This window comes from Roseomonas sp. CECT 9278, assembly GCF_918698155.1.
Lineage (GTDB): Bacteria > Pseudomonadota > Alphaproteobacteria > Acetobacterales > Acetobacteraceae > Neoroseomonas.
In genome coordinates this window covers 1-8,969 of the sequence record NZ_CAKKLX010000087.1, presented here as the reverse complement: position 1 = coordinate 8,969, position 8,969 = coordinate 1, and the positions used below count along the sequence as shown (strand labels likewise).

Below are 8,969 nucleotides of genomic sequence, written 5' to 3'. Positions count from 1 at the left end.
CCTGCAGGATCTACACACTGCATATCGTCGGCAGCGTCAGAGGTGTATAAGGGACCGGCCCCAGCCCGCGCCAGGCATCGACGCGGCCGAGCACGAGATCCTGTTCGGCGTGCTGGCCCCCTGCCTCGGCTGGATGGAGGCGGCCGAGGCGGCCGAGGCGGCGCTGCTGCGCTTCGGCGGGCTGGCCGGCACCTTGGCGGCGGCGGAAGGCGACCTCGCCGCCTTGGGCCCGCTGGGCGATGCCGGCGCGGCGACGCTGAAGGGCCTGGCCGCGGCCGCGCACCACCTGGGGTCGCTGCAGCCGCCGGAGCGCCCCGTGCTGCGCGGCCTGCCCGCCATCCTGGCCTATCTGCGCGCGAGCGGGCCGATGCCGGCCGGGCTGCGGGCCATCTTCCTGGACGCACGGGACCGGGTGATCTCGGAGGAGGCGATCGGCGGCGCCGATGGCGGGGCCGCCGCGCGGGTGCTGCGCCGGGCGGTCGCGCTCAATGCCGTGGCGATGATCCTGCTGCGCCACGCTGCCGATGGCGACCCGACCGCGCTGGAGGCGGACGCGGCGCTGGCACGGCGTGTCGCGGCGGCAGCGCAGGTGCTGGAGATGGACCTGCGCGACCACCTGGTGCTGGGGCGGGGCGCCCCGGCATCGCTGCGCGGGCTTGGCCTGATGGGCTGAGCACCGCGACGGAATTCCGGGGCGGACATGGCGTCGGGGCCGGTGGGGCGGCCGCGACCCGCAATCCGGGAACCGCGCCGCAGGGTCCACCCCCCTGCGGCGCGGGCTATTTTGGCGCTCAAACGGCGAGTGGGCCGCGTCAGCAGCCCTTGCCTTCGCGCCATGCGCTGGCGGTCCCGGCGGTGGTTGTTGGTCTGGGCGCGGTCGCGCTATGCGGTCCCGGATCGTGCATTCGCACGATCCGCAGTGGCGCGAGGCGATCAGGGGCGCGGGTGTCGCGCTGGTGGCAGCGATGTTCCGCCCGCCTCTTGGGCCGCAGGCCGCACCGTCACGCCGCGCTGCGGCGCCGCTTTCGCACCTCGGCGGCATGGCGCCCCAGCGGGCATTGGCCGCCGCGCCGCGGCGCCACCACCGACCGTTCGTAGTCGGCCCAGTCGGCCGCGGCCATGCCCTCCAGCCCCTCGGCCACGGGGAAGTCGTTCAGCGCGTCCTCGGCATAGGCGGCGCGCGGGATGGGCTGGACCTGGAAGATCGGCAGGTCGGGGTCGAAGCGCACCGGGGCATGGGTACGCGTCAGGCGCAGGTTCACGAAAAGCGGGCCGAACCAGCGGTCGGCCTCGACCAGGCCTTCATAGACCTCGAAGCCGGCGGGGCGGGGCAGGTTGACCGGGGGGCGCACCAGCAGGCTCCAGCCGGGGCGCGAGCGCGCCATCAGGCCGGACCACAGGTTCACCAGGCCAGGTTCGGGCAGGGCGCCGACCAGCGGCGGGGAGAAGCCGCGCACGCCCTCGGGCGCGGCGGCGTCGAAACGCTCGCGGAAGCCGGGGCATTGCGCCACGGTCAGCGGGTACCAGCCCTCGGCGCCGTCCCAGGTCCAATGGATCTCGCTGCCGTCCCAGACCAGCGCCAGGCCGATCGGGGGAAACACCAGCCAGCCGAAGCCCGACGCGGTGGTGGCGGATTCGCAGTAGCGGAAGGCGCGGGTGGGCAGGGTGCCGCCGGCGGCGCGGTCGGCGCGCTGCGGGGCGCGCCCGGCGCCGGTGACCTGGTGGAAACGAACGAGGGGTTCGGCATCGGGCATCGCGGCGGGTCCTGGCGGGGTGGGCAGGGGAACCGCCCGGCCGGCGCTGGCGCCCTGCCCGCGACGCGCGCCGGCGGCGTGGCGCCGGCGCGGACTGGCAGGGCGGCAGGGGCCAGGCGGCCTGGCGCCGAAATCCGGGGACTTCGGAACCAGGCCTCCGGGCCGGCCGGGCGGCGGGGGATCAGCCGCGGGCGAAGACCGGCGACAGCCCGCCCATGCGCAGCGTGCCGGCATCGGCGACGCAGGCCGGCGGGAACAGCGGCGACAGCCCGCCCAGGCGCAGCGTGGGCAGCGCCGGCGTGGCGACGGGCTGGGCGGTCTCGCGGGCCGGGAGGGTCGGGGTCTGGGTCATCGGGGGGTCTCCTGTCTGCTGGACCTGGGGGCAGGTCCCGGTGGATGCCGCGGGCGCGGCGGAGGGTTCGGGGCGCGGGTCGTCGCGCCCCGTGGCGGGGGTGGCGGGGTGACCGGGGGGGTCGCCACGCCAAGGGTGCTTCAAGGTAGTCCGTCCTAACCGACAGGCACCGTGTCCGGTCCTGCCGGGCCGGGGCTTGCCACCCCGGCTGCCAGTGGGTCAGGCCGTGCCTGTCCGCTGGTGCATCCTTCGTATCGCTACTGGCCGGGGTGGTCAAGACAAAATTCTTAGATACGCGATTTTATTTCCTTGGCCGCACCTATCGTGGATCGCGGGACGCAGCCGCCGCTTCGGCGATTTCGCCTGCGCCGATCGGGCGCTATCGTCGCGGCCTTCGCCGGCGGCAGACCGGCCCCTCGGGAGACTTCATCCATGACGTACCTGACCCCACGCCGCGCGATGCTGGTCGCCGCCGCTGCCGCCGCCCTCCCGGCGCCCGCCATCGCGCAGGCGCCGTGGCCCTCGCGGCCGATCCGCGCCATCGTGTCGTTCCCGCCGGGCGGCGCGATCGACACCGTCACGCGGCTGATCGCGCCCGCGATCGGCGAGGCCCTGGGCCAGCCCCTGGTGGTGGAGAACCGCCCCGGTGCGACCGGCACCATCGCCGCATCGGCGGTGGCCGCCGCCGCCGCGGACGGGACGACATTCCTGTTCGATGCATCGTCGCATTCCTCGGCGCCACACCTGGTGCGCAACCTGCCCTTCAACTACGCGACCGCCTTCGAACCGGTGACGCAGCTGACCTCGGTGCCGCTGATCGTGGTGGCGCATCCCTCGGTGCCGGCAACCACCATCGCGGAGTTCCTCGCGCTCGGTCGCGCCCGTGCGGCGGCGGGCAATCCGCTGGTCTATGCGTCCTCCGGCAACGGGTCGGCCGCGCATTATGCCGCGGTGCTGTTCCTCCAGCAGGCGGGGTGGGAGGCGACGCATGTGCCCTTCCGCGGTGGCGGGCCGGCCGTGCAAGCACTGCTGGCCGGCACCGTGCAGTTCCATTTCGGCACGGCGGCATCCTCCACCGCGCTGGTCCAGCAAGGGCGGATGAAGGGCTATGCGGTGACCACCGCCGCGCGCATCCCGCAATTGCCGAACACGCCGACGCTGCGCGAGGCCGGGCTGCCCGGCTACGAATGGATCGAATGGGGCGGCGTGTTTGCCCCGGCCGGCACGCCGGCGCCGATCCTGGATCGGATGAACGCCGCGCTGCGCCAGGCGCTGGCGCTGCCGGCCACGCAGGACCGGCTGCGCCAGATCGGCATGGTGCCGGTGGGCAGCAGCCGGGCGGATTTCGCGACCTATGTGACCGAGCAGCGGGCGCTGCTGGAGCGGCTGACGCGCGAGGCGAACGTCACGCTGGATTAGCGTGCCCTCAAGCGCCGGGCGCGCGCATCCGCGCGCTTGGGTTGCGCGCCGTGCACGGGTGCGCTGGCGGCGGTTGTCGGTCTGGGCGCGGTCGCGCTGTGCGCGATCCGAAAGGGGTGGGTTCGTCTCGCGGTGCGGCGGCCGTGGCTTGCCCGCGTGTGCACCTGCCTTGCGGATCACGCCGGCGCTGCGTCAGCCGCCCGGCGCGGCGCGCTGCGCGATGAACCAGTCGCCGATGTCCGTGGATGTCGCGAAGGCGACCTCCGGATGCCGCGCGAGTTCCGCCATCACCGTGCCGAAGCTCTCCATCCGGTGCGCCACGCCGATCACATGCGGATGCAGCGCGATGGTCATCACCCGCGTGCGGTCGAAGTCGCTGCGTGCCCAGAAGGCCAGCGTGTCGCGGATGCGGTCGGCCAGCGCGGAGGACGCCTGGTTCGCCACCACATAGACCGGCACGTCGTTCAGCTCGACCGTGTAGGGGATCGCCACCATCGGCCCGGCCGCCGTGCTCATCCAGACCGGCTCGTCATCCACCAGCCAGTCGTGCAGCAGGTCCACGCCGTTGCGCAGCAGCAATTCGGGCGTGGAGTCCTTCTCGCTCAGGCCCGGGCCAAGCCAGGCACGCACCTTCTGGCCGGAGAAGCCGCGCATGATCGCCAGGCTGTCGCGCACCCAGGCGTCGTCGTCCTCCACCGTGGCCAGCGCCTTCTGGTACAGGCCGTGGCCGACGAATTCCCAATTCGCCTTCAGCATCGCCTCCGCGAGGCGCGGGTAATGCGTGCAGATCTGCGCGTTCGACAGGTTCGACGCGCGGATGCCCAGCCCCGCGCACAGGTCGAGCAGCCGCTTCATCCCCACGCGCAGCCCATATTCCACCCAGGTGAAGTTCGGCACGTCCGGCACCGCGCGGATGCCGTGCGGCGGCGGCAGGATGGCGCGCGGCATGGGCTGGTCGAAGGGCCAGTACTCGACGTTCACCGCCAGGTTGACGATCACGCGCTTGCCGCGGAAGGGCGCGAGCGGCGCGCTGTCGCCCTCGAGCCGGTAGGGGATGCGGGGGTTGGGCGTGGTCATGCGGCGGCTCCGGCGTGGCGGGGATGCGACAGGGATCGCGCGAAACGCCGCGGAGGTCGAGCCCATGCGCGGCGGCGGGATGCGACGGTTGCGTGCCTTGGGCGTGACGCCACGCACGCGCCTTGCGCGCGGTTCGACCCGACGCGCCTTGCGCGCGGTTCGACCCGACGCGCCTTGCGCGCGATGCGACCCGCCGCGCCTTCCGCGCGATCCGACCCGACGCGCCTTCCGCGCGATCCGACCCGACGCGCCTTCCGCGCGATGCCCCATCGGTTCTACCATGCCCCGCCGGAGCCACGCTGCGCGCCCAGGGGGGACACGCTGACCCGCATCCCGTTCCACCGGCTGGTCGCGCCGGTCGTCGTCGCGATCGCCGCACTGCTGCCGCACCTGCTGCTGCCGGTCGATGGCGCGGCGGGCGCGCTGCGGCTGGCCGCCGGCACCGCGTTCTGGCTCGCCCTTGCCTGGTCGGCGGCGCGCCTGGCGGCGCTGCTGCTCGCGCACCACCCGAAGCTGCTGAGCGACCTGATCGGCACGGCGCTGTTCCTCGCCGCCCTCGTGGTCATCACGCAGCTGGTCTTCGAATTGCCGGCGACCGGGCTGATCGCCACGTCATCCGTGCTGATCGCGGTGCTCGGCTTCGCGCTGCGCAACACGCTGGGGGACATCTTCTCCGGCATCGCGCTGGGCATGGAATCGCCCTACGCGATCGGCGACTGGATCGAGGGGACCGAGAATTGCGCCGGGCGCGTCACCGGCATTTCCTGGCGATCGACGCGGCTGCTGACGCGCGACGGCGTGGCGCTGGTGGTGCCCAACAGCCTGATCGCGGGGCATCGCATCGCGGTCTATGGGTCGGGTGCGCAGGGGCGGTATCGCGCGCAACTGCTGGTGCCGGTCGATGCCACCGTGCCGGCGGGGCGCGCGCGGCGCCTGCTGCTGGCGGCGGCGATGGAGGCCGGGCGCGACCAACCGGCCTTCGCACCCGATGTCGTGCTGGTCGATGTGGCGCAGGGCCAGGCCATGTACGCAGTGCGCTTCCACGTGCCGGACTACGGCGCCGAGATGCGCTGGCGCGATGCGGTGGCCGGCGCGGCGCAGGCAGCGCTGCAGCGCGCCGGGCTGGATTTCGCGCGACCGGCGCGCGAGGTCGGCGCTGGCCGCGCCTGGCAGACGCCCGCGGCGGCCTCGCCGGCGCGGCTGCTCGGCAGCATCGACCTGTTCCGGCCCTTCACGGGGGAGGAGGTCGACAGCCTGGCCGCCAGCATGGCCGAGGTGCCGCTCACGCCCGGCGAGGCGGTGATGCGCCGCGGCGAACAGGGCGACAGCCTGTTCCTGCTGGCCGAGGGCGTGCTGGAAGTGCGCATCGCCGGCGCCGATGGCAGCGAGGTCGCGGTCGACCGGCTGCATCCCGGCGCGGTGTTCGGCGAGATGTCGCTGCTGACCGGCCAGCCGCGCAGCGCGACCATCGTGGCGCTGACCGATGCGCTGGCCTTTCGCCTGACGCGCGAGGCGATCGACCCGGTGCTGCGGGCCCGCCCGGCGCTGCTCGAAGGGCTCACCGCGATCATGGCGGCGCGCCAGGCGCGCAACCGCGTGGTGCCGGGCAGCAACCGGGCCGTGCCGGCGGCGCCGACGCGCGAGGACATCCTGGCGCGGCTGAAGTCGTTCTTCGCGATCAGGTAGGCGCCGCGGCGGAGGGGTCTGGAAGCCCGTCTGAGACTTCGCCGTTCGGCGCAGTCGGCAGCGCGGCACCGGACCGGTGCCGGCATTCTCGAACGACTTCTGCGCGCCTTCGGGATGCGCGGGAGCTCGGATCATGCGAGGCCCGGTCAGGGAGCGCACGGCGCGACCGCGCCCAGGCCCTCAGTCGCGCAGGGTGCGCCGGTGCGTGGCGCGAAGGCAAGGCGGCCGGATGGCCGCCGCCCGCCGTCCGAGGGGCCCAAAAATCAACGGCACTCCAGCACGCGGATGTCATACACCGGATGTTCCAGCATGCTGACGCCCGGCGCATTGGCGAACATCCAGCCACGAAAGGCGGGCGGGCTGCCGGGGGCGGCGCGGCTGTCGGTCATCTCCATCCAGGCGGCGGCGTCGGGCACCTCGTCCGGCCCGCGGCCGTTGCAGGCGCGCAGCGCGATCGACAGCGTGCCGAAGGTGGCGCTCTCGCCGACGCGCGCCTCGAGGATGGTGATGCGCGCCGTCACCTTGTCGAGCGCCTGCAGCCGCGCCGCGCGCATCGGCACCCAGTCCTGCGCCGCGGCGGGACGCGGCGGCAGCATGGCCGGCATGGCGGCGACCAGCAGCGCGATCAGCGCGGGGCGCGTCATGCGGCGCGCTTCGGGCTGACCAGCTCTGCCACCAGCTCCGCCAGGATGCGGCGCATCGCCGCCTCGTCCACGCCCATCAGCACGGCGTCCTCGAAGGCATCCTGCAGCACCTGGCGCGCCTCGGCGTGGTTCTCCGCCAGCGTCTTCAACTTCTCCCGGCACGATACCGGGGTGCCGTCGGCGCCGGGCCAGGTGGCGGGCATGGCGCTCATTGCGGCGCCGCCGGCGGGGTCGGCGCCGGCGGCTCGCCGCGCTGCTGGTTCATCTCGGTTACCGAGAAGATGAAGCGCCCCAGCAGGCTTTCCAGGCTGACCGCGCTGGCGGTGATGGTGATCTCCCCGCCATCGCGCAGGAAGCGGTCGCCGCCGCCGGGCACCAGCGCGATGTACTTGCCGCCGAGCAGGCTCTCGCTCTGGATCTCGGCGGAGGTGTCGGCCGGCAGGTTCAGCGCCGCATCGACGCGCAGCGTCAGCACCGCCAGGAAGGTCTGCGGGTCGATCCGCTGCGCCACCACCTGGCCGATCTTCACGCCGGCCAGGCGGACATCGGCGCCGGCACCCAGCCCGTCGATGCGGTCGAAGCGCGCGGTCAGGGTGATGCCCGGGCCGCCGGTCAGCGACCGCCCGCTGCCGGTGACGGCATGGACCAGGAAGAACCCGGCCACGGCCAGGACGATGGCGCCGGTCAGGATTTCGGCGAGGCTGCGCTTGTGCATGGCGGAGGTATGTCGGGGTTCAGCGCCCCGGCGTCCAGGCCTCGTAGTCGCCGGCGGTGGGGGGGCGCTGGCCGCCGCGGGCATCGTGGCCGGGCGGGTGCCAGGCCTGCGGCGTGCCGGTCAGGTTCGGCTGGTGCGGCTTCTGCCAGGCGCGGCGGGGCGCGTCCTCGGGCAGCGGCTGGGCGGTGGTGTGATGGATCCAGCCCCACCATTCCGGCGGCACGGCGCTGGCCTCGGGCATGCCGGCATAGAGCACGCGGCGGATCGGGCGGCCCTGCACGTCGCGCTTCGACCGCGCCTCCCAATAGGTGTTGCCGGCGCGGTCCTGCCCGACCCGGCGGCTGGTCAGGCGGATGAACAGGGTGTCGAGGAAAGCCATGGCCACGTCCTTGGGGGCGTCCCGGAAAGGCGTGTGATGCCACAGCGCCCGGTCGCGCGCAAAGCATAGGGGATGGCGGGGCGGGCGCCTGGCCGGGGCGGCCGGCGCGGCTGCGGGCCAGCGCGGCGAAATCGCCCGGCCCATCGGGGCTATCCACAGGATATTGGGGGTCCGGGGCCATTTGCCCACAAGATGCGGCTTCCGCCGCGCGCCGAGTCTGGCTAGCCTCTGGCCCATGGCAGGCATCCTCGGCACCCTCTGGGACGGCGTGGCACTCCGGCGCGAGAGGATCGGCGCCGATCCCGACGCCGCCCCGCGCGCGGTCGCGCTGCCGGCCGCCTGGGACGACACGGCGGCCGCCGCGATCGCGGCGCTGGCGCCCGGCAGCGGCCCGGTCACGCTGCCCAGCCTGGCGGAGAGCTGGATCCGCCGCGTCACCACCCGCGGCCGTCGCCTGGGTTTGCTGGAAAGCCCCGAGGACGCCGACGACCTGGCCGAGCGCCTGCGCGCCGTGCTGCTGGCCCGCCGCGGCGCCCCGGGCATCGAGGTCTGGCGCGACCGCAAGGACGAGACGCGCTTCGTGCTCAACCTGCCGGCCTTCCTGGATGCCGAGGGCGGCTTCGACGCGCCGGGCTATGTGGCCGCGGCGGCGCTGGGCGTGCGGGTGCTCGACATCCTGGGCCATGGGCGCGCGCCGCGCCTGCGCCTGGGCTTCGCCGACCTGGCCGGGCTGCTGGCCGCCTTCCGCCTGCCCTATGGGGAGCCGGAAGCCCAGGCGGTCGCGGCCGCGATCGCGGCCCTGACCCGCGGCGCGGCCGAGGCGGAATCCGGCCGCCTGGCCGACCGCCACGGCGCGCTGCACCCGGTCGCGCTGATCTGGCCCGAGCCGCCGGCCGCGACGGCGGTGCCCGGGCTGGCCGCGGCGGCGCGCGCGGCGCTGGAC

9 protein-coding genes and 1 pseudogene are annotated in these 8,969 nt (G+C 74.3%); 3 read left to right on the top strand and 7 right to left on the bottom strand.

The annotated features are described in order from the left end of the window. Positions 1-1,001: 1,001 nt before the first annotated feature. Both LQ222_RS25580 and LQ222_RS25575 read right to left on the bottom strand, forming a co-directional pair. Complete coding sequence (locus LQ222_RS25580; protein ID WP_230169707.1) at positions 1,002-1,754, bottom strand: DUF6065 family protein; 753 nt, start codon at positions 1,752-1,754, stop codon at positions 1,002-1,004. 181 nt (positions 1,755-1,935) lie between these two features. Continuing rightward, complete coding sequence (locus LQ222_RS25575) at positions 1,936-2,106, bottom strand: hypothetical protein (protein ID WP_230169706.1); 171 nt, start codon at positions 2,104-2,106, stop codon at positions 1,936-1,938. A gap of 432 nt (positions 2,107-2,538) precedes the next feature. Here LQ222_RS25575 and LQ222_RS25570 point away from each other — a divergent pair, with 432 nt between their 5' ends. Further along, positions 2,539-3,525 carry a tripartite tricarboxylate transporter substrate binding protein gene (locus tag LQ222_RS25570; protein ID WP_230169705.1) on the top strand — a complete coding sequence of 329 codons (987 nt, stop codon included), beginning with the start codon at positions 2,539-2,541 and terminating at the stop codon, positions 3,523-3,525. A gap of 192 nt (positions 3,526-3,717) precedes the next feature. Here the strand turns inward: LQ222_RS25570 and LQ222_RS25565 are convergent, their stop codons facing one another. Then, positions 3,718-4,602: a hypothetical protein gene (locus LQ222_RS25565; protein WP_230169704.1), complete on the bottom strand. Its 885-nt coding sequence runs from the start codon at positions 4,600-4,602 to the stop codon at positions 3,718-3,720. Positions 4,603-4,863: 261 nt separating this feature from the next. Here LQ222_RS25565 and LQ222_RS25560 point away from each other — a divergent pair, with 261 nt between their 5' ends. Continuing rightward, positions 4,864-6,288 (top strand): mechanosensitive ion channel family protein, encoded by a 1,425-nt coding sequence (locus tag LQ222_RS25560; protein WP_230169703.1) that lies wholly within the window; start codon positions 4,864-4,866, stop codon positions 6,286-6,288. Positions 6,289-6,551: 263 nt separating this feature from the next. On the opposite strand, the gene LQ222_RS25555 is transcribed toward LQ222_RS25560, so the two are convergent. The 4 genes from LQ222_RS25555 to LQ222_RS25540 are packed head-to-tail and all read right to left on the bottom strand — an operon-like array spanning position 6,552 to position 8,026. Next, a complete protein-coding gene (locus LQ222_RS25555; protein WP_230169702.1) occupies positions 6,552-6,932 on the bottom strand; it encodes a DUF2155 domain-containing protein in 381 nt (126 codons plus the stop codon). Continuing rightward, positions 6,929-7,135 (bottom strand): hypothetical protein, encoded by a 207-nt coding sequence (locus LQ222_RS25550; RefSeq protein ID WP_374202192.1) that lies wholly within the window; start codon positions 7,133-7,135, stop codon positions 6,929-6,931. Before LQ222_RS25550 ends, LQ222_RS25555 begins: the two co-directional genes overlap by 4 nt. Before the next feature lie 5 nt (positions 7,136-7,140). Beyond that, entirely contained in the window at positions 7,141-7,647 is a 507-nt protein-coding gene (gene mlaD, locus LQ222_RS25545) for an outer membrane lipid asymmetry maintenance protein MlaD (RefSeq protein WP_230169700.1), read from the bottom strand. A gap of 19 nt (positions 7,648-7,666) precedes the next feature. Beyond that, entirely contained in the window at positions 7,667-8,026 is a 360-nt protein-coding gene (locus tag LQ222_RS25540; RefSeq protein ID WP_230169699.1) for an NADH-ubiquinone oxidoreductase subunit NDUFA12 family protein, read from the bottom strand. A 235-nt stretch (positions 8,027-8,261) separates the two neighbouring features. Here LQ222_RS25540 and LQ222_RS25535 point away from each other — a divergent pair. Beyond that, positions 8,262-8,969, top strand: a pseudogene (locus LQ222_RS25535) (hypothetical protein); the annotation flags it as partial.

Excerpts from the sequence above, each read along its gene's own strand:
- LQ222_RS25580 (WP_230169707.1), bottom strand. The coding sequence starts at position 1,754 with ATGCCCGATGCCGAACCCCTCGTTCGTTTCCACCAGGTCACCGGCGCC.
- LQ222_RS25575 (WP_230169706.1), bottom strand. The coding sequence starts at position 2,106 with ATGACCCAGACCCCGACCCTCCCGGCCCGCGAGACCGCCCAGCCCGTC.
- LQ222_RS25570 (WP_230169705.1), top strand. The coding sequence starts at position 2,539 with ATGACGTACCTGACCCCACGCCGCGCGATGCTGGTCGCCGCCGCTGCC.
- LQ222_RS25565 (WP_230169704.1), bottom strand. The coding sequence starts at position 4,602 with ATGACCACGCCCAACCCCCGCATCCCCTACCGGCTCGAGGGCGACAGC.
- LQ222_RS25560 (WP_230169703.1), top strand. The coding sequence starts at position 4,864 with ATGCCCCATCGGTTCTACCATGCCCCGCCGGAGCCACGCTGCGCGCCC.
- LQ222_RS25555 (WP_230169702.1), bottom strand. The coding sequence starts at position 6,932 with ATGACGCGCCCCGCGCTGATCGCGCTGCTGGTCGCCGCCATGCCGGCC.
- LQ222_RS25550 (WP_374202192.1), bottom strand. The coding sequence starts at position 7,135 with ATGCCCGCCACCTGGCCCGGCGCCGACGGCACCCCGGTATCGTGCCGG.
- mlaD (WP_230169700.1), bottom strand. The coding sequence starts at position 7,647 with ATGCACAAGCGCAGCCTCGCCGAAATCCTGACCGGCGCCATCGTCCTG.
- LQ222_RS25540 (WP_230169699.1), bottom strand. The coding sequence starts at position 8,026 with ATGGCTTTCCTCGACACCCTGTTCATCCGCCTGACCAGCCGCCGGGTC.